Raw genomic sequence first — 23,296 nt, 5'->3', positions numbered from 1 at the left:
GGCTCGGGAGGGGGCGGCCGTGACCACGGTAGGCCGTCGCGGGTCAGCCTACTCCCGTGGAGGGGAATCCCGGGGGCGTACGGCGTGCTCGCCGGGACGCCCCCGGGTTCACAGCAGGAACCCCTCGGGGAAGGGGTCGCGGGGGTCGAGGAAGTACTGCGCGGTCCCGGTGATCCACGCCCTGCCGGTGATGGCCGGGATCACCGCGGGCAGCCCGGCGACGCTCGTCTCCCCGGCGATCCTGCCGACGAAGCGGGTGCCGATGAACGACTCGTTCACGAAGTCGGCGCCGGGGGCGAGCTCACCCCTGGCGTGCAGCTGGGCCATCCTGGCGCTGGTTCCCGTGCCGCACGGCGAGCGGTCGAACCAGCCGGGGTGGATGGCCATCGCGTGCCGCGAGTGGCGGGCGTCCGAGCCGGGGGCGGTGAACTGCACGTGGTGGCAGCCCCTGATCGCGGGGTCGAGCGGGTGGGCCGGCTCGTCCTGTTCGTTGATCGCCTCCATGATCGCCAGGCCCGCGTCGAGAATGCGCCGCCCGTGCGAACGTTCGAACGGCAGGCCGACGGACTCGATCGGCAGGATCGCGTAGTGGTTGCCGCCGTAGGCCAGGTCGTAGACGACCTCGCCCAGGCCGTCGACCCGGACCGTACGGTCGAGGCCGACCACGAAGGAGGGCACGTTGGTGATGGTCACCGAGGTCGCCGCGCCGTCCTCGACCCGCACCTCGGCGACGACCAGCCCGGCGGGGGTGTCCAGGCGCACGACCGTCACCGGTTCGGCGACCTCGACCATCCCGGTCTCGACCAGGACGGTCGCCACGCCGATGGTGCCGTGCCCGCACATGGGCAGGCAGCCGGAGACCTCGATGTAGAGGACCCCGAAGTCGGCGTCGGGACGGGCCGGCGGCTGCAGGATCGCCCCGCTCATCGCCGAGTGGCCGCGCGGCTCGTACATGAGCAGGGTCCTGACGTGGTCCATCTCCGCCATGAAGCGCAGGCGGCGCTCGGCCATTGTCGCGCCGGGAACGACGCCGACTCCCCCGGTGATCACGCGGGTCGGCATGCCCTCGGTGTGGGAGTCGACCGCGTGAAAGACCCGTCTCGTCCTCATCGGCCCTCCTTCTCGGTTCCCTCCCCCGTAACCGTAAGGGCCCCCGTGACCGTAAGGGCCCGCAGCGTCGCCTCGCGCACGGCGGCCTCCTGCTCCGGTGACAGCGGCAGCCTCGGCGGACGGCACGGCCCGCCCCGCAGCCCGGCCAGGTCCATGGACAGCTTGACGGCCTGGACGAACACGGTCGCCGAGTCCCAGCGGAGCAGCGGGTGCAACGCGCGGTACAGCGGCAGCGCCGTGGCCAGGTCTCCCGCGACGGCCGCCCGGTACAGGGCGGCGCAGGGGCCGGGAAGCGCGTTGGGGAATCCGGCGACCCAGCCCACCGCGCCCGCGACGGCCAGTTCGAGCAGCACGTCGTCGGCGCCCGCGAGCAGGTCGAGGCCGGGGGCGAGTTCGGCGATCCGGTAGGCCCTGCGGACGTCGCCGCTGAACTCCTTGACCGCGACGATCAGGCCCTCGCCGTACAGCCTGGCCAGCAGGTCCGGGGTGAGGTCCACCCTGGTGTCGTGGGGATTGTTGTAGGCCACGACGGGCAGGCCCGCCGCGGCGACCTCGCGGTAGTGCTCGACCACGGCCCGTTCGTCGGCCCGGTAGACGGTCGGCGGCAGCAGCATCACCGCGCCGCATCCGGCCTCGCGTGCCTGCTCGGCCCAGCGGCGCGCCTCGGTCGCCCCGTAGGCGGCCACTCCCGGCATGACCCGGTCTCCGCCGACGGCCGCGACCGCCGTCTCGACCACCCGGGCCCGTTCCTGCGGGGTCAGCGTCTGGTACTCGCCCAGTGAGCCGTTCGGCACCACACCGTCGCAACCTCCGTCGAGCAGCCCCCGGCAGTGAGCGGCGTAGCCGTCCAGATCGATGGAAAGGTCGTCCGTCAGGGGAAGCGCGGTGGCCACCGTCACGCCGTGCCAGGGCCTGTCCCGGTCCGTCGTCATCAGACTCCTCAGGGGGTCGCGGGGGGAGGGTTCGCCAGGTCGCCGAGCCGTACCGGCTGGGCGATCGGGCGCCGGGGCGGCTCGGGGCCGTCGCCGGCGAGGGCGGCGACGGCGTGTCCGCACATCCGGCCCTGGCACCAGCCCATGCCGGGCCGGGCCAGGAGTTTCACGGCGCGGGCGTCGCGGGCGCCCAGGGAACGCGCCTCGCGCACGGCGGAGAGGGGCACCTCCTCGCACCGGCAGATCAGGGTGTCCTCGCGCAGCCAGCCCTGCCAGCCGGGCCGTACGGGGTAGGCCCGGGCCAGCGCGCGGGCGAAGGCGGACAGACGGGCCACGCGTCTGGAGAGAGCGGGCAGCGGCGGGACGCGGCGGCCCAGGTCCGCGGCGGCCGCCCGGCCCGCCACACGCCCCTCGGCCTCGGCGAGCAGCGCCCCGCCCACCCCGGTCGTCTCCCCGGCCGCGTAGACGCCGGACACGCTCGTGCGCATGCCCGCGTCGACCGCCACGACGGGGGTGCCGTCGGCCTCCTGGCGGGTCAGGCAACCGAGCTGGACGGGCAGCTCGATCTGGGGGACGAAGCCGTATCCGCAGGCCAGGGTGTCGCACTCGACGGTTCTGGTGGCCAGGGGGCGCCAGCGTGCGTCCAGTCTCGCCACCGTGACATGGGTCAGGGCGTCGCGGCCGTGCGCCTCGATCACCGCGTGACGGCCGAGGTAGGGAACGCGGTGCCCGGCCAGGCTCACGCCGTACCCGAGGGCCTCGGCGGCCCTGCCCGCGGCGAGCAGCGGGTGCCTGGCGAGGCCGAGGCGGCCGTTGGCCTCGTAGACGCCGCGCACGTCCGCTCCCGCCCTGGCCAGGCCGGCGGCCACCGGCAGCAGGAACGGCCCGGTCCCGGCGACCACGACCCTGTCCCCCGCGACGACGAGGTCGCCTTTGAGCAGGGCCTGCGCCCCGCCCGCCGTGAGCACGCCGGGCAGGTCCCAGCCGGGGAAGGGCAGCGGCCTGTCGTGGGCGCCGGTGGCCAACAGCAGCCTCCTGGCGGTGACCGTGCGGGGCCGTTCCTCGCGGTCGCCTTCGAGGCAGCGCACGGCGAACCCGTCGCCGGTGTCCTCAACCGCCCAGACGCGGTGCCCGAGCAGTACGGCCGCGCGGGAGGTGAGCGTCTCCCACTGCCTGGCGAACCTGCCGAGCCCGTGGTGGAGCGTCTCCTGACGGGTGGCGTGGAACCCCTCGGGCAGATGGCGGAAGTACTGGCCGCCGGGACGCGGAGCGCCGTCGATCAGCACGACGTCCAGCCCGGCCAGGCAGGCGCTGAGCGCACCGGCGACCCCGGCCGGGCCCGCTCCGACGACGGCGAGGTCGTATCCGCCGCTCACCGGTCGCCCTCCCCGGTGGTGATCCGGTCGCCGGGCCGCGCCTCGGTCAGGCAGGCCCGCAGGGACGGGACGCCGTTGACCGTGACCAGGCAGTCGAAGCAGACGCCGATGCCGCAGAACAGCCCGCGTGGCCTGCCCTCCCGGCGGGTGAGCCGCCAGGAGCGCACGCCCGCGCCGTGCAGGGCCGCGCCGACGGTCTGCCCGGGGACGACGGGGACGGGAACGCCGTCCACGCTGATCTCGAACTCCGCCTCGGGACGGGCCCCCACCAGGTCGTACGGCCGTCCGCGGTCCTCGGGTCTCATCGGCGTGCCTCCTCGAAGCGTCCTGGCCGGAAGGGGCTCAGATCCAGGTCGGGGGTGACGCCGGCCAGGGTCTGGGCGAGCAGGTGACCGGTCGCGGGGGCCAGGCCGATGCCTGCGCCCTCGTGGCCGCAGGCGTGGTGCAGGCCCGGAGCCGCGGGGTCCTCCCCGATCACGGGCAGGTGGTCGGGGCTGTAGGGGCGGAAGCCGCAGTAGGCCCGGATCGCCCTGCGCCCGGCCAGCACGGGGAACAACTCGACGGCCTGGCGGGCCAGGCGTTCCAGCACCGGGATCGAGGTCGTGCGGTCGAAGCCGACGCGTTCCCGGCTGGCGCCGACGAGCACGGGCCCCGAGGGGGTCGCCTCGACGACGGCCGAGGTCTCCAGGTTCTCCGAGTCGCTGGCCACGTCGGTGACGTAGGCGGCGGTGTAGACCTTGTGCCTGATCAGCGGCTCCGGGATCGGCTCCGTGACCAGCACGAACCCCCTCCTGGGCAGGATCGGCAGGCCGGTGCCCGCCATGGCGGCGATCTCACCGCTCCAGGTGCCCGCGGCGTTGACGACGGCTCCGGCGAGAATGTCGCCGTGGTCGGTCGCGACGCCGGTGACCCGGCTCCCGGCGCGCAGCAGGCCGGTGACGGTGACGCCGGTACGCAGCATCAGGGTGCCCCCGCCGAAGCGTTCGGCGCCGCGCCGGATCAGCCCGGCCGCCGCCAGCGCGGGCTGGACCTGGGCGTCCTGCGGGTAGAGCACGCCTCCGGCCATGCCGTCCGCCAGGTGGGGTTCGTGGTCTCCGAGCGCGTCCGGGGGGACGACGACGTGCTCGGCTCCCTGCCCCGCCTGCGCCGTGGCCAGAGCGGTGAGGGCGGTGAGCTCCCGGGAGGTCCTGGCGACCACCAGGCCGCCCTTCGGCTCGTACTCGAACCCCCCGTCACCGCCTTCGGCGGCCAGGCCGAGCCAGAGGTCGCGGGAGAGCAGGGCCAGGGCGAGCTCGGGTCCCGGCGCCTTGTCCGAGACGAGGACGTTTCCCTCCCCGGCCCCCGTGGTGCCCGCCGCGACCGATCCCCGGTCGACGACGAGGGTGTCCAGGCCCGCGCGCGCCGCGTAGTAGGCGCAGGCGGCCCCGACGGCTCCCGCGCCGATCACCACGACGTCCGGCATGATCCACCTCGTTCCCGGATCGGCCCACCAGTAACATGTCACATGCTTTTCGGGGGATCAATCGGCCGCCACCCTCCAGTTCAGCCGATCTCCGCCGCGCGGTCCACCCGCCCTGCCGTGTCCCGGCCCGAGCGCGTGGGGCAGCGGCGGGACCACCGCCCACGCCACCTAGCATGTGAGCCGTGAACCACCTCCTCGACCAGGCACGTCCACGTGCCCTTGGCTTCCTGCCCGGGGTGTTGTCCCCCACGCCCGCGATCCTGCGCCGTTGGGCACTGGCGACCGTCGTCGTCAACGTGGGCATCGTGGTGACCGGCGCCGTCGTACGGGTCACCGGCTCCGGCCTCGGCTGCCCCACCTGGCCCCGGTGCACCGCCGACAGCTTCATCCCGGTCGCCCACGCCGACATCTCCCCGATCAACATGGCCGTGGAGTTCGGCAACCGGCTGCTGAGCTTCGTGGTCCTGATCGTGGGGCTGGCCTGCCTGGTCTCGGCCGCGCGGCTGCGTCCCCGGCGCCGCGACCTGACGACGCTGGCCTGGATCCAGCCGGCCGGGGTGGCCGCGCAGGCGCTGTGGGGCGGCCTGGTCGTGCGCACCATGCTCAACCCGGTGACCGTGAGCGTGCACTTCCTGCTCTCCATCGGCATGCTCGCCGCCGCCGTCGTCTTCCTCGCCCGTGCCCAGGAGGGAGACGCGGCGCCCGAACCGCTGGTCCATCCGGCCATCCGCACGCTCGGTCTCGCGCTTGTGCCCGCGGTGGCCGTCCTGCTCGTCGCGGGTGTCGTGGTGACCGGCACCGGGCCGCACTCGGGGGACGAGGCCGCCTCCCGCTTCGCCTTCGACATCGAGACCGTGGCCAGGATCCACGCCGACGTGGTCTACGTCGTGGTCGGGCTCACCTTCGCCCTGCTGTTCGCGCTGTACGTCACCGGGGCACCCGCCGCGGCCCGGCGCGCGGCGCTGACGCTGCTGGGCGTGGAGCTGGCCCAGGGCGTCATCGGGTACGTCCAGTACTTCCTGGCCCTGCCCGCCTTCCTGGTCGGCCTGCACGTCTTCGGCTCGACGCTGGTGTGGATCTACGCGCTGCGGGTGGGGTTCACGCTGCGTTCGCGGGGGCCGTTCGGGGCCGAGCGCCTCGCGTCCTCCTGATCCACCCAAAGATCACAAATAGCCCGGAAATATCGGCAAAAATGGCCGTATGACCGGCTTATTGGCACTGTCACGCCCCACCATGCGACGCCTCTACCAGGGACTCGTCCTGCTGAGCGTGCTGGCGCTCGCCCCGCCGACCTGGGCCCGGCTGTCCAGCTCCGGGCACACGGCGGTCGCCGACTCCTCCCCCACCTGGACCACGGGCGTCCCCCCTGCCCCCACGGCGCTGGTCCTCGGCGCCGCCGCCCCCGGTGGCCGTCCCTCCCCGATGCTGGCCAGGCGGCTGGACGTCTCCGCCGAGCTGTACCGGTCGGGCAGGGTGCGGACCCTGCTGCTGTCCGGCGACAACAGCAGGAGGGACTACGACGAGCCGACCGCCATGCGCGACTACCTGATCGCCCGCGGCGTCCCCCCACGCGCCCTCGTGCTCGACTACGCGGGCTTCGACACCTGGGACTCGTGTGTACGGGCCCGCCAGGTGTTCGGGGCGACCAAGGTCACCGTGGTGACGCAGCTCTTCCACCTGCCCAGGGCCGTGACGCTGTGCCGCGCCGCGGGCCTGGAGACGTTCGGCGTCGGCGACGACTCGGCCACCCGATGGGCCGCGACCACCTACGCCGGCGCCGTCCGCGAGTTCGGCGCCGCCGCGAAGGGCTTCCTGGACGCGGTCGTGCTGCGCTCCTCCCCCGTCTTCCCGGGGCCGCGCGAGACCACCCTGGACACCGCGCTCCGCACGGCGGCTCAGTCGGGACGCGGGTAGGGGGCCTGCCGGGGGTGCGGTGAGTACGGCGTGGGCCCCCAGGGCTGCGCCTGCGCGCCGTACGGCCCGGCACCGCCGGGGGCGCTCGGCGGCGGGAACGCCGAGCGGGCGTCGGCCATGCACTGCAGCAGGGCCTGCTGCTCCTCGTTGAACGTGTGCTCGTCGATCACGTGTCGTCTGGCCCGCTCGTGCAGCAGGCCCAGCTCGGTGGCGGCGAGCTGGTAGTCGCGCATCGCCCGCAGCCCCGCGCCGCCACCGTTCTCCTTCGCCCACTGCCTGGCGTTGCGGCGCCCGGGCAGTGAGGAGAGCATGACCACGTCGTACGGCCCGACCAGGCCCGTCGCCCCGTAGGCGGGCAGGTAGGTGGTGATCAGCCCGACGATCCGCTTGCGGTCCCTGAAGACGATCCAGATCAGCACCACCAGCACGACCAGCAGCAGCAGGTAGGCGGCGGCCAGGCCGCCCACGCCCACGTAGGAGGCCAGGCCGTTCCAGATGCCGTGCAGCAGCATGGCGCCGGCCCAGCCCGCCGCGACCACCCAGATGCGTCCCGGCCCCCGGCGCTGGGCGGCGTAGGCGACCGCGACGCCGATCATCGAGGTGAACAGCGGGTGGGCGAACGGCGACAGGATGCCCCGCAGCACGACCGTCACGGCCAGTCCCCTGGCCCCCATCTCGTGCAGGGCGGCCACGTAGTAGCTGACGTTCTCGCTCATCGCGAAGCCGAGGCCGACCATGCTGGCGTAGATGACGCCGTCGGTCGGCCCGTCGAGCTCGGCCCGCCTGAACCTGAGCAGACCCAGCAGGACCAGGCCCTTCATCGTCTCCTCGACCACCGGGGCGCCGAAGGTGGCGGCGATGTTGCGCGCGCTGTCGTAGCCGAGCTGGACGGTGCTCTCGATGTAGATCAGGCCGAGGGAGTTGACCACACCGGCCACCAGGACCGCGACCCCGGCGCCCCAGGCGAAGGCGAAGATCAGGTTGCTGCGGGGCTCGGGCTCCATCCGGTCCAGCGCCAGCACCGCCGCCAGCAGCACGGGGACCGGCGCGAGCGCCAGGGCCAGGGCGATGAAGAAGTAGACCGGATCTCCGTTGAGCAGGTCGAAGGAGAAGGAGGCCAGCGCGCACAGACCGGCCACGACGAGCCCCGCGATCAGCGCGACGGACGGGCGGTCCCTCAAGACCCAGCGGGGATCACGACTCGCCATGCGGCAACCGTAACCGATCAGCCACGACGTGTCCCCTCTCGCCTCATGGTGGTCCGTAACCGGCCACGAAGAGGTATTGCCGGACAGGGCGGCACGAAACGGTGGGACCCCTCGGAGCGGGCGGGCTCAGACGAGCAGGGAGTCGACGGCGACCGCGAGGAAGAGCAACGCCAGATAGGCGTTCGACCAGTGGAAGAAGCGCATCGGCCGCAGGTCCACACCGGTCTTGCCCGCGTTGACCCGGCCGAGGAGGCGGTAGACCTCCCACAGGCAGGCCGCGCCGAGGACGGTGGCCACGACGGGGTACAGGAGCGTCGTCCCCGCGATCGGCCACAGCAGCAGCGAGCACAGCACCGTGGCCCAGGTGTAGGCCAGGCTCTCCAGCACCACCCGGCGCTCGGTGGCGACCACGGGAAGCATGGGGACCTTCGCCGCGGCGTAGTCCTCCTTGTAGCGCATGGCCAGGGTCCAGGTGTGCGGCGGCGTCCAGAAGAACACCACGCCGAAGAGCACGACGGGGGCCCAGGAGAGGCTCCCGGTGACGCCCGCCCAGCCGATCAGCACCGGCATGCAGCCCGCGATGCCGCCCCACACCACGTTCTGCGGGGTCCTGCGCTTGAGGATCATCGAGTAGACGAGCACGTAGAAGAGGTTGGCCGCCAGCGAGAGCAGCGCGGCGAGCCAATTCACCGTCAAACCCAGGCCAAGAGTCGACAGCACGCCGAGGACGACGCCGAAGATCAGCGCGTTCGTCGGCGGCACCTGGTCACGGGCCAGCGGGCGGCGCCGGGTGCGGCGCATCGCCGCGTCGATGTCGCGGTCGATGTAGCAGTTCAGCGCGTTGGCGCTGCCCGCGGAAAGGGTGCCGAAGACCAGCGTGCAGACGGCGATCCACAGCGGGGGCAGGCCCTTGGCCGCCAGGAACATCACCGGCAGCGTCGTGATCAGCAGCAGCTCGATGATCCGCGGCTTGGTGAGGGCGACATAGGCCTTCACGACGTCGCCGAACGAGCGCGGCGCGTCGGACGCGGCCGCCTCCGTCGCGGGCGGGGTCGTCGATTGCTTGTCGGTCAGCACCATTTACGGCGCTTCCAGCACGTGCGGGGTCAACGCGTAACCTCTGATTGAGAGCGAATCCGTGGATGCGGGCACCAGCCAGCCTGAGCAATCAACTGTAGTTGTTGGGGTGGCCGGTTCCGGCATGGGGTGGGGAAGCGGCACGATGTGATGCCTTGGGGGGCTGTGTCCACATCTGTTGAAGCTCCTGCGGACTCGCCCCGGCTCAGCCTACGCAACGGTAGCGATGCCGAACCGTTAGGGTCCGGTGTGGGCGGGAAAAGCCAAACCGGCGCCACCATCACACGAATAGATCCGGAGATCGAGCAGTTGAGCAGCGAACTCGTGCCAGCCCTTGAATGGAGCGACCTTGACCGCCGGGCGGTCGACGTCGTACGGGCCCTGGCGATGGACGCGGTAGAGAAGGCGGGATCCGGTCACCCGGGCACCGCGATGAGCCTGGCGCCCGCCGCCTACCTGCTTTTCCAGCGGTTGATGCGCCATGACCCCTCCGATCCCACGTGGGTGGGCCGGGACCGTTTCGTGCTCTCCGCCGGGCACTCGAGCCTGACCCTCTACATCCAGCTCTTCCTGTCCGGCTACGGACTGTCCCTCGACGACCTGAAGAGCCTCCGCCAGTGGGGCAGCCTCACCCCGGGGCACCCCGAGCACGGCCACACCGTCGGCGTCGAGACGACCACGGGCCCGCTGGGCCAGGGCATCGGCAACGCCGTCGGCATGGCCATGGCCGCCCGCCGTGAGCGCGGCCTGTTCGACCCGGCCGCCGCCGAGGGCACCAGCCCCTTCGACCACACCATCTGGTGCATCGCCTCCGAGGGCGACATCGAGGAGGGCATCAGCCACGAGGTCAGCGCCCTGGCCGGTCACCAGAAGCTCGGCAACCTGGTCGTCGTCTTCGACAGCAACCACATCTCCATCGAGGACGACACCCAGATCGCGCTGAGCGAGGACATCGTCAAGCGCTACGAGGCGTACGGCTGGCACGTCCAGACCGTCGACTGGACGGCGGGCGACACCTACTCGGAGAACGTCGCGGAGCTGTACCAGGCCCTTGAGGCCGCCCGCGCCGAGACCGGGAAGCCCTCCTTCATCAGGCTGCGCACCGTCATCGGCTGGCCCGCGCCCAACAAGCAGAACACCGGCAAGGTCCACGGCTCGGCCCTGGGCGCCGACGAGGTCGCCGCCACCAAGGAGATCCTGGGGCTCGACCCGGCCAAGAGCTTCGACGTTCCCGGCGAGGTGCTGGAGCACGCCCGCGAGGTGGTCGCGCGGGGCCGCGCCGCCCACGCCGAGTGGGAGAAGGGCTACATCGCCTGGCGGGAGGCCAACCCCGAGCGGGCCGCGGAGTTCGACCGCATCTCCGCCAGGCTGCTGCCCGCCGGCTGGACCGAGGCGCTGCCGGCCTTCGAGCCCGGCGCCTCCGTGGCGACCCGCAAGGCCTCCGGCGAGGTGCTGGGCAGCCTGGCACGGGTACTGCCCGAGCTGTGGGGCGGCTCGGCCGACCTCGCCGAGTCGAACAACACCACGATGAAGGGCGAGCCGTCCTTCATCCCCGACGAGTACCAGACCAAGGAGTTCCCCGGGAACCGCTACGGCAGGACGCTGCACTTCGGCATCCGCGAGCACGGCATGGGGGCCATCCTCAACGGCATCGCGCTGCACGGCGGCACCCGGCCCTACGGTGGCACGTTCCTGGTCTTCAGCGACTACATGCGCCCCGCCGTACGGCTGGCGGCGCTGATGCAGCTGCCGGTCGTCTACGTGTGGACGCACGACTCCATCGGCCTCGGCGAGGACGGCCCGACCCACCAGCCGATCGAGCACCTGTGGTCGCTGCGCGCCATTCCCGGCCTCGACGTGGTGCGGCCCGCCGACGCCAACGAGACCGTCGCCGCCTGGCGGACCGTGATCGAGCACACCGACCGCCCGGCCGCGCTGGCGCTGACCCGGCAGAACCTGCCGGTCTACGAGGGCACCGCCGACGCGGAGAAGGTCGCCAAGGGCGCCTACGTACTCCAGGACGCCTCCGACGGGCAGCCCGACGTCATCCTGATCGGCACCGGCTCGGAGGTCGAACTGGCCGTCGGGGCCCGTGAGCTCCTTGAGGCCCAGGGCATCTCCGCCCGGGTCGTCTCGATGCCGTGCGTCGAGTGGTTCAACGCCCAGGACGCCGCCTACCGGCAGACGGTGCTGCCGCCGGCGGTCCGCGCGAGGGTCGCCGTCGAGGCGGGAATCGGGCTGGGCTGGCGGGAGTTCGTGGGAGATGAGGGGGAAGTGGTCAGCCTGGAGCACTTCGGAGCCTCGGCTCCCTACAGGACCCTTTACGAGCAGTTCGGTCTCACCGCCGAGCGCGTGGCCGCCGCAGCCAAGGCAAGCCTCGCCAGGACCGGGGCCGACAAGGGCGAGACGACGGGAAATTGATCATGAGTGAGATTCTCAAGAGCCTATCCGACCAGGGCGTCTCCATCTGGCTTGACGACATCAGCCGGGAGCGCCTGCGCACCGGCAACCTGGAGGCGCTGATCCGCGACAAGCACGTGGTCGGCGTCACCTCCAACCCGACGATCTTCGCCTCGGCGCTGAGCAAGGGCGACGCCTACGACACCCAGCTCCACGACCTCGCCGTGCGGAGGGTGGAGGTCGAGGAGGCGGTGCGCGCCATCACCACCTACGACATCCGCTGGGCCGCCGACGTGCTCAGGCCCGTCTACGACGCCACCGGCGGCGTCGACGGCAGGGTCTCCATCGAGGTCGACCCCCGCCTGGCCAAGAAGACGGACGAGACCGTCGCCGAGGCGCGGGCGCTGTGGTGGATGGTGGACCGTCCCAACCTGTTCATCAAGATCCCCGCGACGGCCGAGGGCCTGCCCGCGATCACGCAGGCGATCTCGGAGGGCATCAGCGTCAACGTCACGCTGATCTTCTCCCTCGAACGCTACCGCGCGGTCCTGGACGCCTGGCTGACCGGCCTCGAACGGGCCAAGGCCAACGGCCTGAACCTGGCGGGCATCGAGTCGGTCGCCTCCTTCTTCGTCAGCCGGGTCGACACCGAGATCGACAAGCGCCTGGACAAGGTCGGCACCCCCGAGGCCGGGGCCCTCAAGGGCAAGGCCGCGGTCGCCAACGCCCGCCTGGCCCACGCCGCCTACGAGGACGTGGTCAACTCTCCGCGCTGGCAGGCGCTGAGCGCCGCGGGGGCCCGCCCGCAGCGCCCGCTGTGGGCCTCGACCGGCACCAAGGACCCCAGCTACCCCGACACCCTCTACGTCGACGAGCTGGTCACCCGGAACACGGTCAACACCATGCCGGAGAAGACCCTCAACGCCGTCGCCGACCACGGCCGCGTCACCGGTGACACCGTCCGCCCCCACTACGAGGACGCCTGGAACACCATGGCCGCCCTCAAGGAGGCCGGCATCGACTACGACGACGTCGTGCGGGTGCTGGAGGAGGAGGGCGTCGAGAAGTTCGAGGCCTCCTGGAACGAGCTGCTGGCCACCGTCGCCGCCGAACTCCGGAAGGCGTGAAACACATGTCGGTTTCCGTGACGTTCGCCGAGGAGAAGCTCGCCGAGCAGGCCGCCGAGGCGGCCGCCCGGCTCGCCTCAGAGGGCGTTCCCGAGGCCCTCTCCAACGGAGACCCCGCCCTGTGGGGCCCGGACGCCGCGGCCGAGGCCGCGATCCGTCTCGGCTGGCTCGACCTTCCGCTGAGCAGCAGGCAGCTGCTGCCGCAGATCGGCGAGCTGGTCGAGCGGGCCCGCGAGCGGGGCCTCGACCACGTGGTCCTGGCCGGCATGGGCGGCTCCTCACTGGCCCCCGAGGTCATCACCACGACCGCCGACGTGCCGCTGACCGTGCTCGACACGACCGACCCCGGCCAGGTGCTGCGCGCGCTGCGCGACAGGCTCGACCGCACGGTCCTGGTCGTCGCCAGCAAGAGCGGTGGCACCGTCGAGACCGACAGCCACCGGCGTATCTACGAGAAGGCCTTCCGTGAGGCGGGCATCGACCCGGCCGAGCGGATCGTCGTGGTCACCGACCCCGGCTCGCCGCTTGAGCGGATCGCCGTCGAGGCCGGTTACCCGGTCGTCCTGGCCGACCCGAACGTCGGTGGCCGCTACAGCGCCCTGACGGCCTTCGGCCTGGTGCCCAGCGCGCTGGCCGGCGCCGACGTCGAGCGGCTGCTCGACGAGGCCGCCGAGGTGCGGCCGCTGCTCGCGCGGTCCGAGGGCAACCCCGGCCTGGAGCTGGGCGCCGCCCTCGGCGCCGCCGCGCTCGCCGGGCGCGACAAGCTCGTGCTTGAGGACGGCCTGTCCGAGATCAACGGCCTGCCCGACTGGATCGAGCAGTTGATCGCCGAGTCGACCGGCAAGTCCGGCAGGGGCATCCTGCCGGTCGTCGGCGCCGACCCCGGTGAGGCTCCGGACGAGCTGGTCGCCGGGATCGACTCCGACGGGGTGGTCACGGTCGGCGGCCCGCTGGGAGCCCAGTTCCTGGTGTGGGAGTACGCCACGGCCGTCGCGGGCCGCCTGCTGGGCATCGACCCCTTCAACCAGCCGAACGTGGCCGAGTCGAAGGAGAACACCGGCAGGCTGCTCGACCGGGAGGAGCTGCCCACGGGCACGCCGATCCTGGTCGACGGCCCGGTCGAGGTGTACGGCGAGCTGCCCGGCGGCGAGGTCCCCAAGGACCTGCCCGAGGTGCTCACCCGCCTGCTGGAGGCCGTCCCCGAGGACGGCTATCTGGCGATCATGGCCTACCTCGACAGGGAGGCGGCCTTCGACGCCCCGCACGCCGAGGACGCCTCCTTCGAGGAGATGACCGACGCCTGGAGCGCCGCCGACCCGGCGACGCTGCGTGGCCGCCTCGCGGTGCGCACCGAGCGGCCGGTCACCTTCGGGTGGGGCCCCCGTTTCCTGCACTCGACCGGCCAGTACCACAAGGGCGGCCCGCAGAACGGTGTGTTCCTGCAGATCACCGGGGCCGTCGAGGAGGACGTCGAGGTGCCCGGCAAGCCGTACACGCTGGGCAGGCTGCAGCTGGCGCAGGCTCTGGGAGACCAGGACGCGCTGGCCGGGCGGGGACGGCCCGCGGTACGACTCCACCTGACCGACCGCACCGCCGGTGTCGCACGCCTCCTTGAGGCTGCGCGGGAGGCCTGAATGAGTGACAAGCAGTCCGGAGCCCGCCCGGCAGAGGCGGAGCCGGAGGACGTGCGCGGCGAGGACGCGCACGCCGACCCCGTGGGGGGCGAGCGGTCCGCGGCCGAGACGTCCGCGGCGGCGACCGTCAGCACCACCGAGGCCCTGATCGAGTCCAATCCGCTGCGCGACCCCCGCGACAAGCGGCTGCCCCGGGTCGCGGGCCCGTGCGTGCTGGTCCTGTTCGGCGTGACGGGCGACCTGGCGCGCAAGAAGCTGCTGCCGGCGATCTACGACCTGGCGAACCGGGGGCTGCTGCCCCCCGGTTTCTCCCTGGTCGGTTTCGCCCGCCGCGACTGGCAGGACCAGGACTTCGCGCAGCTCACCCATGACGCCGTCAAGGAGCACGCGCGCACGCCCTTCCGCGAGGAGGTCTGGAAGCAGCTCTCCGAGGGCATCTTCTTCTGCCCCGGGGAGTTCACCGACGACGGGGCCTTCGACGCGCTGGCCATGATGCTCAAGGAGATCGACCAGACCAGGGGGACGGGCGGCAACTACGGGTTCTACCTGTCGGTTCCGCCGAAGTTCTTCCCGGTGGTGGTCCAGCAGCTCAAGCGCACGGGGCTGGCCAACGCCCCGGAGGGCTCCTGGCGCCGCGTGGTGATCGAGAAGCCCTTCGGGCACGACCTGCGGAGCGCCCAGGAGCTCAACGCGATCACCAGCGCCGTCTTCCCGGAGAGCTCGGTGTTCCGCATCGACCACTACCTGGGCAAGGAGACCGTCCAGAACATCCTGGCGCTGCGCTTCGCCAACAACCTGTTCGAGCCGATCTGGAACCGGGGTTACGTCGACCACGTCCAGATCACAATGGCCGAGGACATCGGCATCGGCGGCAGGGCCGGATACTACGACGGCATCGGCGCGGCCCGTGACGTCATCCAGAACCACCTGCTGCAGCTGCTCGCGCTGGTGGCGATGGAGGACCCGACGTCGTTCGGGGCCGACTCGCTGCGCAGGGAGAAGGAGAAGGTCCTCAAGGCGGTACAGCTCCCGCCGGACCTGGAGCTGTCCACCGCCAGGGGTCGTTACGGGCCCGGCTGGCAGGGCGGGGAGCCGGTGGCGGGCTACACCCAGGAGGACGGCATCCCGCCGGACTCCATCACCGAGACCTACGCCGCGGTCAAGCTGGAGATCGCCAACCGCCGCTGGGCCGGGGTGCCGTTCTACCTGCGCACCGGCAAGCGCCTCAGCCGCAGGGTGACCGAGGTCGCGGTGATCTTCCAGCGTGCGCCGCACCTGCCGTTCAGCAAGGACGACACCGAGATCCTGGGACAGAACGCCCTGGTCATCCGGGTCCAGCCGGACGAGGGCATCACGGTGCGCTTCGGTTCGAAGGTGCCGGGGACCGCGATGGAGGTCAGGGACGTCTCGATGGACTTCGCCTACGGCGAGTCGTTCATGGAGTCCTCCCCCGAGGCCTACGAGCGGCTGCTGCTGGACGTGCTGATCGGTGATCCGCCGCTCTTCCCGCACCAGCGGGAGGTCGAGCTGTCGTGGAAGATCCTCGACCCGATCGAGGACTTCTGGGCCACCCAGGGCCCGCCGGAGGAGTATCCCTCCGGCACCTGGGGTCCCACCTCGGCCGACGAGATGATGGCCCGCGACGGACGCGAGTGGAGGAGGTTGTAGATGACGAGCTTCATGCTCACCGGCACGACGGCGTCGAAGATCTCCTCCCAGCTCACCCAGCTGCGGCACCAGATGGGCACCCCCGCGGTCGGCATGGTGCTGACGCTGGTGGTGGTGTGCGACGAGGGCAACCAGTACGACGCGGTCAGGGCGGCGACCGAGGCGGCCAGGGAGCACCCCTCCCGGATACTGGTCGTCATCCCCCGTGGCCAGAGGGAGCCCAACCGTCTCGACGCCGAGATCCGGGTCGGCGAGACGACCCCGGGCGAGGTGATCCTGCTGCGCCTGTACGGCGAGCTCACCGAGCACGCCGAATCGGTGGTCGGCCCGCTGCTGCTGACCGACACCCCGGTGGTCGTCTGGTGGCCGGGCTCCTGCCCCGCCATCCCGGCGAAGGACCCGATCGGCCTGCTCGCGCAGCGCCGCATCGTCGACGCCAGGTCGGCCGCCGACTCGGTCGAGGCGATCACGGGCCGGTCGAAGGGGTACGTGCCCGGCGACACCGACCTGGCCTGGACCCGGCTGACGACGTGGCGGAGCCTGCTGGCCGCCGTGTTCGACCAACCGGTCGGCAAGGTCAAGAAGGGGGTCGTCGAGGCCGTGCCGGGGCACGCGAGCGCGCTGCTGCTGGCGGCCTGGCTGAGCGAGCGCCTCGGTGTCCCGGTCAAGGTCGTCGACTCGGAGGGGCCGGGCCTGACCGCGGTCAGGCTGACCACCACCAACGGCGACATCTCCATCACCCGTGGCGACGGGCGGCTGGCCACGTTGTCACGTCCCGGCAGGCCCGACCGGCAGGTCGCGCTGACCAGGCGGCCGACCGCGGAACTGCTCGCCGAGGAGATGCGCCGTCTCGACCCGGACGAGATCTACGAGGCCGCGATCCGGCGGATCGCCCGCGGCCGCAAGTCCTGAAACCCGGGTGAGGCGTCCCGCGGTCCGCCGCGGGACGCCCTCACGGCGGGGCTCCCGTACCGAAGGCCCGGCCGTGGCACCCGCCGAGAGTTCTTGAGAGAGAAGTCCCGTGAGCGTTCCCACTGTGATCATTCATCGTGACGCCGACATGCTCGCCAAGGCGGTCGCCGCCCGGGTGATCACCGGCCTCGTCGACGTCCAGTCGAGCCGGGGCTCGGCCTCCCTGGTGCTGACCGGCGGCACCGTCGGCATCGCGACCCTGGCCGAGATCGCGGCCAGCCCCGCCCGTGACGCGATCGACTGGCGGCACCTGGACATCTGGTGGGGTGACGAGCGTTTCCTGCCGTCCGGCGACCCTGAGCGCAACGAGACCGGCGCCCGTGCCGCCCTGCTCGACCAGGTCGACCTCGACCCCGCCCGTGTCCACGTGATGCGCGGCCCCGACTCCGGGATGACGGCCGAGGAGTCCGCCGACGCCTACGCCGAGAAGCTGCACCGCGCCGCGCTCCCCGAGGATCACGGGCCCGCGCCGTCGTTCGACATCCTTCTGCTGGGCATGGGCCCGGACGGCCATGTCGCCTCGCTGTTCCCCGGCATGCCCGCGCTCTACGAGACCCGTCCCGTGGTCGCGGTGCACGGTTCGCCGAAGCCGCCGCCCACCCGGATCTCGCTGACGCTGCCGGTCATCCAGGCGGCGCGTGAGGTGTGGGTGGTCGCCGCCGGTGCGGAGAAGGCCTCCGCCGTACGGCTGGCGCTGTCCGACACGGGGCCGGTGCAGATTCCCGCGGCGGGCGCCCGCGGCAGGCAGCGGACGCTGTTCCTGCTGGACAGGGCCGCGGCCGCCAAGATCCCCGCCTCCCTCGGCCGGATCTCCTCCCCCTGACCCCCTCCCCTGTCGTATGACGGCGGGTCAGCGGACAGGTCGCGCACCCGGCTGGAGACTCACCCCGGGAACGCCCCGGCCAGTGTGCCGACCGCGAGCCTGGCCTCGACCACGCCGGGGTCGTCGGTCGGGGTGACCGCCGCTCCCAGCGAGGCCAGCAGGGCGAGCATTCGCGCGTTGTCCGTGAGCATCGCGGCCCTGACCTCGGCGAGTCCCAGATCGCGGGCGGCGGTGAGGATCATCCTGGCCAGCGCGGCGCCCAGTCCCATGCCCTGCCAGCGGTCCTCGACCAGCAGGGCCATCCTTGCGGTCCCCGGTCCGGGGGTGAGCGCGAGGGTGGCCACGGCGATGACCTGCCCGTCGTGCCCGGCCACCAGCGACCGGCCCCGGGAGCGGTCACAGAGCCGGTCGAAGGCCTGGGGCGGCAGCACGGGCTCCGGGGTGAGGTAGCGGAAGCGGCGGGACTCCGGCGAGCAGCGGTCGTGCAGGTCGCGGACCGCCTCGCGGTAGAGCTCGGTGAGCGGGCGGACCCGCACCTGGGTGCCGTCGGACAGCGTGACGACCCGTTCGGCGCCGGGCCGCTGCCTCAGGGTCGGCTGGGCCAGCCGTACGAAGGAGGCGGCCCTGGCGGCCTCCGTCAGGGTGAAGGGCAGCCCGGCTCTGCGCAGCCGCACGGAGCGGCGCGGGGTCACCGGGACGGTCAGCAGCGTCGGGTCGGGAAGGTCGCCCCTCTCCGCGCCGTCGACCCAGCGGGCGTCCTCGGCGCGCAGCAGCTCGGCCAGCAGTTCGGGGAGGCGCCAGGGCTCCGCGCGCAGCCCGGCGGCGAGCAGCAGGGCGCGGGTCGGCTCGTCGGTCAGCTCGTGGGCGGTCGCGGTGACGACCTGGACCTGGCGGCCGCCCGCCTCCTCAAGCACCCGGCGCACCGTCTCGGGCCCCGAGGGGATGTCGGCGAGGAACTCGTCCACGGTGCCCTCGGTGTCGGTCTGGACGCTCAGGCCCAGGATGTTGCCACCCTTGTCCGCCAGTGCGGCGGCCAGCGAGGACAGCCGCCCGGGACGCTCGTCAACCGTGGTACGAATCCTCAGAAACCCCATCGGATCACTCCCTCTGTCAGGCACAGCCTGCCGCGTCTCCGTTACGGGAGCGCTACACGGGAGTGAGACCCCAGTTACGTCATGAAATATCACCCATGATGCGTTTATACAACGGTTTCCGTTGGAAGGTTCGTACTAATTGACGGATATAGCAGTATGTATGGCCATGAGCACGCGTGTTCCACTCTCCGATGACTTCGTCAACGGAGACGTCTCCTTCTGGTACCGCTCCCTCGGCCTTCCCGAGGCGGGTGCCCCCCTCGGCGGCGACCGCGACGCCGACGTGGCGATCGTCGGCGCGGGCTACACCGGTCTGTGGACGGCGTATTACCTGAAGAAGGCGCGACCGGAACTGCGGGTCGTCGTACTGGAGAAGGAGTTCGCCGGATACGGCGCCTCAGGACGCAACGGCGGCTGGCTCGTCGGCGAGCTGGCCGGAACGCCGGAACGCTACGCCAGGACACACGGCGTCGAGGCGGCCAGACGGCTGCAGCGGGTGATGTTCGAGGCGGTCGACGAGGTCGTGACCGTCGCCGGGGAGGAGGGCGTCGACGCCGACATCGTCAAGGGCGGCGTGACCACGGTGGCGACCAACGCCGCCCAGGACCGGCGGCTGCGTGAGCTGCTCGCGCACGAACGGCACTGGGGCTGGACGGAGGAGGACGTCAGACTGCTCGACCCGGCCGAACGGGAGGCCCGCCTTCGGGTCGAGGGGGCGGTCAGTGCGATCTGGAGCCCGCACTGCGCCCGCATCCAGCCGGCCAAGCTCGCCCGTGGCCTGGCGCGGGCCGTACGGGACCTCGGGGTGGAGATCGTCGAACGCACCCCCGTCATCGAGATCGCGCCGGGGCGGGCCCGCACGCCGTACGGCACCGTCCGCGCCGACTACGTCATCAGGGCGACCGAGGGGTTCACCGCGGAACTCCGGCAGTACCACCGGGCCTGGCTGCCGATGAACAGCTCCATGATCGTCACCGAACCGCTCGGCGAGCTATGGGACGAGATCGGCTGGGAGGGCTGCGAGCTGCTCGGCGACATGGCGCACTACTACATGTACGCCCAGCGCACCGCGGACGGCAGGATCGCCTTCGGCGGGCGCGGCAAGCCCTACCTGTACGGCTCGCGCGTCGACGACAGGGGGCACACGCACAGCTGGACGATCGAGGCGCTGTGGGAGCTGCTGACCGGCATGTTCCCCGCCGTGCGCGCCTCCAGGGTGGCCCACGCCTGGTCCGGCGTGCTCGGCGTGCCCCGCGACTGGTGCGCGAGCGTGCACGTCGACCACGCCACCGGCATCGGCTGGGCGGGCGGCTACACCGGGCACGGGGTGACCACGACCAACCTGGCGGGCCGTACACTGCGGGACCTGATCCTGCGCCGGGACACCGAACTGGCCTCGCTGCCCTGGGTCGGCCGCAGGGTGCGAGGCTGGGAGGTCGAGCCGCTGCGCTGGATCGGGGTACACGCCATGTACGACCTGTACCGCAGGGCGGACGCCAGGGAGCGGGCCGGGCTGGGCCGTACCTCCGTCCTGGCACGGGTCGCCGACTCCATCACCGGACGCTGAGCCACCACCGTCACCGCACACAGAGGAGAGCCATGACCCACCCGTCCCACGTGTACGCGGAGGAGCGGTGAACGACATCCTGTTCCGCGGCGGCCGGGCGTTCCTGGCAGCGGACGCCTTCGCCGAGGCCGTGCTGGTCCGTGACGGCAGGATCGCCGCCGTCGGCCCCGAGACCGACCTCCTACGGCGGGCCGCCCCCGGCCACGAGACCGTAGACCTGGGCGGCGGCCTGCTGATCCCCGGCGTCACCGACGCGCACATCCACCCGGTGCAGGCGGGCCTCGAACGGGCCAGGTGCGACCTGTCCGAGGTCTACGGCCTGCCGGAGTACCTGGAGCGGATCATCTCCTACGCGGAGGCGAACACCACCCGCGAGTGGATCGACGGCGGCGGCTGGGACATGGCGGCCTTCCCGGGCGGCCTGCCGCACCGCTCACAGATCGACTTCCTCGACCGGCCCGCCTACCTGCTCCAGCGCGACCACCACGCGGCCTGGGTCAACACCCTCGCCCTGCGGCGGGCGGGCATCACCCGCGAGACGCCCGACCCGCCGGACGGACGCATCGAGCGCGACCCGGACGGCACGCCGAGCGGCGTGCTGCACGAGGGCGCGATGGACCTGGTCGGGCTGCTCGCACCGAGCCCGACGCCGGGCGACATGGCCGACGCGCTCGTCGAGGCCCAGAACCACCTGTTCTCCCTGGGCGTCACGGGCTGGCAGGACGCCATCGTCGGCTCCTACGCGGGCTGGGACGACCAGTTGCCCGTCTACCTGTCGGCCGCCGCCTCGGGGCGGCTGAGGGCCAGGGTCGTCGGCGCGCTGTGGTGGGACCGTACCCGTGGCGCCGAGCAGATCCCCGAGCTGATCGAACGCCGTGCCTCGGCCGAGGGCCTGGAGCGCTTCCGCGCCACCTCGGTGAAGATCATGCAGGACGGCATCACCGAGAACTTCACCGCCGCGGTGATCGAGCCCTACTGCCGCTGCGGCGGCACCGGCCTCTCCTACGTGGATCCGGCGCTGCTGAAGGGCCACGTCGCCGAGCTGGACCGGCACGGCTTCCAGGTGCACTTCCACGCCATCGGCGAGCGCGCGGTCCGCGAGGCCCTCGACAGCTTCGAGGGGACGGACCCCGCCAACCGGCACCACATCGCGCACCTGCAGATCATCGAGCCCTCGGACGTGCCGCGCTTCGCCGCCCTCGGGGTGACCGCCAACCTGCAGCCGCTGTGGGCGACCCATCACGCGCAGATGGACGAGCTGACGATCCCCTTCCTCGGCGAGGAGCGGTCCGCCTGGCAGTACCCCTTCGCCGACCTGCTGCGTTCGGGCGCCCGGTTCTGCGCGGGCAGTGACTGGCCCGTCTCGACCGCCGACCCGTTCCAGGGCATGCACGTCGGGGTCAACCGCACCGAGCCCGGCGGCTCGGTGCACGTGGACTACCCCACCGCCCGGACGCCGTTCCTGCCGGGCCAGTGCCTGGATCTGTCCACCGTGCTGACCGCCTACACCGCGGGCTCGGCCTGGATCAACGGAGACGACGAGGCCGGGGTCATCTCCCCCGGCAACCGCGCGGACCTGGTCGTCCTGGACCGCGACCCGTTCACCGAACCGGCGGCGGACATCTGGCGGACCAGGGTCGCGATGACCTTCGTCGGCGGCGAGGAGGTCTACCACCGCTGACCGGCGGCCCACACCTCGATCGTTTCGCTTGGGCGGCCGTGGTCCCGGCGGAGGCGCCGGGACGGGAGACCTCGGACCGCCCTCCGGCCGGGCAACGCGATCGGCGCCCCCGGCGAGGCCCTCACCGCCGCCGGGAGCGATGCGGAGTCTCCGGGACGGGATCTCAGTCGCAGATCGGTTCCCCGGTCTTGGCGGCGACCCCGACCGCGCTCCAGGCGGCCCTGACGGCGTTCACCTCGGTGCAGCTTCCCGGGTAGAGGGTCGCGGCGGCCTGTACGGTGGCCGCGCGTGCCTTGGCGTAGTTCCAGGGGGCGGTCTTGAGCTGGACGCCGCGGTAGAAGATCTCCCCCGCCTTACGGATGCCGATGCCCCTCAGCACCGAGGGCCCGGAGCAGACGGGGCTGGAGGGCTTGCCCACCGGGTTGGTCCCCTCCGCGAGCAGGTAGAACCAGTGGTTCTGCGGGCCGGCGTCGGTGGTGAAGCGGGTGTAGCAGTTCTTGCCGTCCAGCCGGGAGGGGTTGTACATGTTGCGGACCGGCCCGTCGCCCTTCAGGTCGAACTCCTCACCGATCAGGTAGTCCGGCTCGTCGAGTGTGTCCGGGTGGCCGACGTAGTGTTCGAGCAGCGTGGCGAAGATGTCACCCGACGACTCGTTGAGTCCCTGGTGCTCCTGGCCGTCACCGCCGGAGGAGCCGCTCCAGCCCGAGCCGGACTCCAGGAAGGTCCGCAGACCGTACTCGTGCCCGACCGTGTCCAGTGAGGTGGCCCACTTCGTGCCCGCCTGGTTCCGGCCCAGGGCGACCCACCCGCTCAGGTAGGAGCCGACCAGGTCCGGCTTGAGATACACCGGGAGGGTACGGCCCTGCCCATCGGTGCCGTCGCGCCCGAACCAGTCGCGCAGCATGTCCATGTACCGCTGCGCGGCGAACATGCCGTCGACGCAGGCGGTCTCCTGGTTGACCGGGCTCCTGTCGCCCCAGTCGTTGCCACTTTTGACGAGGGGCACACCGAACGCCCCGACGTTGCAGCTCAGTCCCGAGTAGGTGGGATCGCTCATGATGTAGTGGTCGGGGCCTCCCGCGGTCCGCAGGGACACCGGATCGCCGTTGTAGTAGCTGTGGCCCACGCCCTGCTGGACCGGGCTCTCCGGCTCGGACGCCGTCGCCGGTGTGGCCGACGTCAGCGCCGTCACGACCACGACGGCGCCCAGCACGATCTTGGAGGTCATCTGACGGCTCCTTCTTCTGGGGG

At 72.1% G+C, this 23,296-nt stretch carries 19 protein-coding genes; 10 read left to right on the top strand and 9 right to left on the bottom strand.

Annotated features, from left to right (window positions below; genetic code table 11):
* Positions 1-108: 108 nt before the first annotated feature.
* The 5 genes from ABZ463_RS18570 to ABZ463_RS18550 are packed head-to-tail and all read right to left on the bottom strand — an operon-like array spanning position 109 to position 4,880.
* Entirely contained in the window at positions 109-1,110 is a 1,002-nt protein-coding gene (locus tag ABZ463_RS18570; protein ID WP_362777338.1) for a proline racemase family protein, read from the bottom strand.
* Positions 1,107-2,042, bottom strand: a complete 936-nt coding sequence (locus ABZ463_RS18565; RefSeq protein ID WP_362777335.1) for a dihydrodipicolinate synthase family protein — start codon at positions 2,040-2,042, stop codon at positions 1,107-1,109. Before ABZ463_RS18565 ends, ABZ463_RS18570 begins: the two co-directional genes overlap by 4 nt.
* An 8-nt stretch (positions 2,043-2,050) precedes the next feature.
* Positions 2,051-3,418, bottom strand: a complete 1,368-nt coding sequence (locus tag ABZ463_RS18560; protein ID WP_362777332.1) for an FAD/NAD(P)-binding oxidoreductase — start codon at positions 3,416-3,418, stop codon at positions 2,051-2,053.
* The gene (locus ABZ463_RS18555) at positions 3,415-3,723 is read right to left on the bottom strand and encodes a (2Fe-2S)-binding protein (protein ID WP_352013179.1); all 309 of its coding nucleotides are present in this window, start codon (positions 3,721-3,723) and stop codon (positions 3,415-3,417) included. Before ABZ463_RS18555 ends, ABZ463_RS18560 begins: the two co-directional genes overlap by 4 nt.
* Positions 3,720-4,880, bottom strand: coding sequence for an FAD-binding oxidoreductase (locus ABZ463_RS18550; RefSeq protein ID WP_362777330.1), 1,161 nt, complete (start codon positions 4,878-4,880; stop codon positions 3,720-3,722). Before ABZ463_RS18550 ends, ABZ463_RS18555 begins: the two co-directional genes overlap by 4 nt.
* A gap of 182 nt (positions 4,881-5,062) precedes the next feature.
* On the opposite strand from ABZ463_RS18550, the gene ABZ463_RS18545 reads away from it, so the two are divergent.
* On the top strand, positions 5,063-6,031 hold the full coding sequence (locus tag ABZ463_RS18545) for a COX15/CtaA family protein (protein ID WP_352013181.1): 969 nt from the start codon (positions 5,063-5,065) through the stop codon (positions 6,029-6,031).
* A gap of 49 nt (positions 6,032-6,080) precedes the next feature.
* Positions 6,081-6,794, top strand: a complete 714-nt coding sequence (locus ABZ463_RS18540) for an ElyC/SanA/YdcF family protein (RefSeq protein ID WP_352013182.1) — start codon at positions 6,081-6,083, stop codon at positions 6,792-6,794.
* Here ABZ463_RS18540 and ABZ463_RS18535 read toward each other — a convergent pair.
* Together ABZ463_RS18535 and ABZ463_RS18530 are read right to left on the bottom strand one after the other, a co-directional pair.
* Positions 6,776-8,002, bottom strand: a complete 1,227-nt coding sequence (locus tag ABZ463_RS18535) for a PrsW family intramembrane metalloprotease (RefSeq protein WP_352013183.1) — start codon at positions 8,000-8,002, stop codon at positions 6,776-6,778. The genes ABZ463_RS18540 and ABZ463_RS18535 overlap by 19 nt on opposite strands.
* A gap of 126 nt (positions 8,003-8,128) precedes the next feature.
* Positions 8,129-9,082: a heme o synthase gene (locus tag ABZ463_RS18530; RefSeq protein WP_352013184.1), complete on the bottom strand. Its 954-nt coding sequence runs from the start codon at positions 9,080-9,082 to the stop codon at positions 8,129-8,131.
* Positions 9,083-9,403: 321 nt separating this feature from the next.
* Between ABZ463_RS18530 and tkt the strand changes: the two genes are divergently transcribed.
* The 6 genes from tkt (at position 9,404) to pgl (ending at position 17,703) form a co-directional block, all read left to right on the top strand.
* Entirely contained in the window at positions 9,404-11,500 is a 2,097-nt protein-coding gene (gene tkt, locus ABZ463_RS18525; RefSeq protein WP_352013185.1) for a transketolase, read from the top strand.
* 2 nt (positions 11,501-11,502) lie between these two features.
* The gene (gene tal / locus ABZ463_RS18520; protein ID WP_362777325.1) at positions 11,503-12,606 is read left to right on the top strand and encodes a transaldolase; all 1,104 of its coding nucleotides are present in this window, start codon (positions 11,503-11,505) and stop codon (positions 12,604-12,606) included.
* 5 nt (positions 12,607-12,611) lie between these two features.
* Positions 12,612-14,240, top strand: a complete 1,629-nt coding sequence (locus tag ABZ463_RS18515) for a glucose-6-phosphate isomerase (RefSeq protein WP_362777322.1) — start codon at positions 12,612-12,614, stop codon at positions 14,238-14,240.
* A complete protein-coding gene (gene zwf, locus ABZ463_RS18510) occupies positions 14,241-15,908 on the top strand; it encodes a glucose-6-phosphate dehydrogenase (protein WP_352013188.1) in 1,668 nt (555 codons plus the stop codon). It begins immediately after the preceding gene.
* Positions 15,909-16,820, top strand: coding sequence for a glucose-6-phosphate dehydrogenase assembly protein OpcA (locus ABZ463_RS18505; RefSeq protein WP_362777319.1), 912 nt, complete (start codon positions 15,909-15,911; stop codon positions 16,818-16,820).
* Between the two features lie 109 nt (positions 16,821-16,929).
* Positions 16,930-17,703: a 6-phosphogluconolactonase gene (pgl, locus tag ABZ463_RS18500; protein ID WP_352013190.1), complete on the top strand. Its 774-nt coding sequence runs from the start codon at positions 16,930-16,932 to the stop codon at positions 17,701-17,703.
* A 59-nt stretch (positions 17,704-17,762) separates the two neighbouring features.
* On the opposite strand, the gene ABZ463_RS18495 is transcribed toward pgl, so the two are convergent.
* Positions 17,763-18,797: a GNAT family N-acetyltransferase gene (locus ABZ463_RS18495; RefSeq protein ID WP_362777315.1), complete on the bottom strand. Its 1,035-nt coding sequence runs from the start codon at positions 18,795-18,797 to the stop codon at positions 17,763-17,765.
* 166 nt (positions 18,798-18,963) lie between these two features.
* On the opposite strand from ABZ463_RS18495, the gene ABZ463_RS18490 reads away from it, so the two are divergent.
* Positions 18,964-20,364 carry an FAD-binding oxidoreductase gene (locus ABZ463_RS18490; RefSeq protein ID WP_362777313.1) on the top strand — a complete coding sequence of 467 codons (1,401 nt, stop codon included), beginning with the start codon at positions 18,964-18,966 and terminating at the stop codon, positions 20,362-20,364.
* A gap of 67 nt (positions 20,365-20,431) precedes the next feature.
* A complete protein-coding gene (locus tag ABZ463_RS18485) occupies positions 20,432-22,045 on the top strand; it encodes an amidohydrolase (protein ID WP_362777310.1) in 1,614 nt (537 codons plus the stop codon).
* Between the two features lie 163 nt (positions 22,046-22,208).
* Here ABZ463_RS18485 and ABZ463_RS18480 read toward each other — a convergent pair whose 3' ends face one another.
* Positions 22,209-23,273, bottom strand: a complete 1,065-nt coding sequence (locus ABZ463_RS18480) for a M4 family metallopeptidase (RefSeq protein WP_362777308.1) — start codon at positions 23,271-23,273, stop codon at positions 22,209-22,211.
* Positions 23,274-23,296 lie beyond the last annotated feature (23 nt).

The sequence above is a fragment of the Streptosporangium sp. NPDC020145 genome, assembly GCF_040631275.1.
GTDB lineage: Bacteria > Actinomycetota > Actinomycetes > Streptosporangiales > Streptosporangiaceae > Streptosporangium.
Note: the sequence above shows the minus strand (reverse complement) of the source record. Positions and strands in the feature narration are given on the sequence as shown.